The organism is Streptomyces sp. SM11 (assembly GCF_002910905.1).
In the GTDB taxonomy this organism is placed as follows: domain Bacteria; phylum Actinomycetota; class Actinomycetes; order Streptomycetales; family Streptomycetaceae; genus Streptomyces.
Genome location: NZ_NEUE01000310.1, coordinates 1 through 1,102, shown reverse-complemented (window position 1 = coordinate 1,102; position 1,102 = coordinate 1). Strand labels below are relative to the sequence as shown.

Genomic DNA, 1,102 nt, shown 5'->3' with positions numbered 1-1,102 from the left:
TACGACGCCGCGCCCAGGAACGAGAAGGGCGCGGTCCTGCGCCGCGAGCGTCTGTACCACTCGCACGTCAAGGAATGGCGGGCCGCGCGGGATGCCGGGGCCCTGGAGAAGCTGGTCGACCGGCGCACCAGTCCGGCGAGGCCGAAGAAGCCTGCTGCCGAAGCGGAGAACGAGAAGCTGCGCCGCCAGGTGGAGCGACTGGAGAAGGAACTTGCCCGGAACAAGGCCGCGCTGGAAGTTATGGGAAAAGCTTCCGCGCTCTTGGAGATGATCTCCGAGGGCGCGGACTGATCGCTGCCGCCGACCCGGTGGCCGACGACGCGTTCACCGGTGTCGAAGACGTGCTGGGCATCAGCACCGCATGCTGGCTGACCGGCCGCTCCCGGGCCACCCACTACCGCCGGCTGCGGCCCCCACCAGAGCGAAAGCCCAGGAGACCACAGGTCCAGCCCTCGGCTCTCACCCCCGAGGAACGGGCGGCGGTACTGGAGCTGATGAACAGCGCCGAGCACGCCGAACTTCCTCCCGCGCAGATCTGGGCCCGCGAGCTGGATGCCGGGCGCTACCACTGCTCCGTCTCCACGATGTACCGGATCCTGCGCGAGAAGGGACAGACGGGCGAGCGACGCCGCCAGGCCACCCACCCGGCGAAGTCGGTGCCCGAACTGGTCGCCACCGGGCCCTCGCAGGTATTCACCTGGGACATCACCAAGGCGGCCGGACCGGTCAAGGGCGTCTGGTACCACGCCTACGTCATCATCGACATCTTCAGCCGCTACATCGTCGGCCACACCGTCGAGGCCGCCGAATCATCGGCGCGGGCCCAGGAGTTGATCCGGGAGACCATCCTGCGCAACGGCATCGTGCCCGAGACCGTGCACGCCGACCGCGGCACCTCGATGACCTCCAAGAAGGTCTCGCAGCTGCTGATCGACCTCGGCGTCACCCGGTCACACTCGCGGCCGAAGACCTCCAACGACAACCCCTACAGCGAGGCCCACTTCAAGACCACGAAGTACATGTCCGACTGCCCCGAACGCTTCGACTCGCTGGCCCACGCCCGCGAGTGGTTCGACGCGTTCATCGCGTACTACAACCACGA

General features: G+C 67.7%; 1 protein-coding gene and 1 pseudogene. Both read left to right on the top strand.

The genetic code is table 11. The features are described from left to right. A pseudogene (locus tag B9S58_RS38365) lies at positions 1–291 on the top strand (hypothetical protein); the annotation flags it as partial. 17 nt (positions 292–308) lie between these two features. Then, positions 309–1,102 (top strand): DDE-type integrase/transposase/recombinase (locus tag B9S58_RS36860; RefSeq protein ID WP_103535082.1); only part of this gene is annotated, 794 nt, incomplete at its 3' end.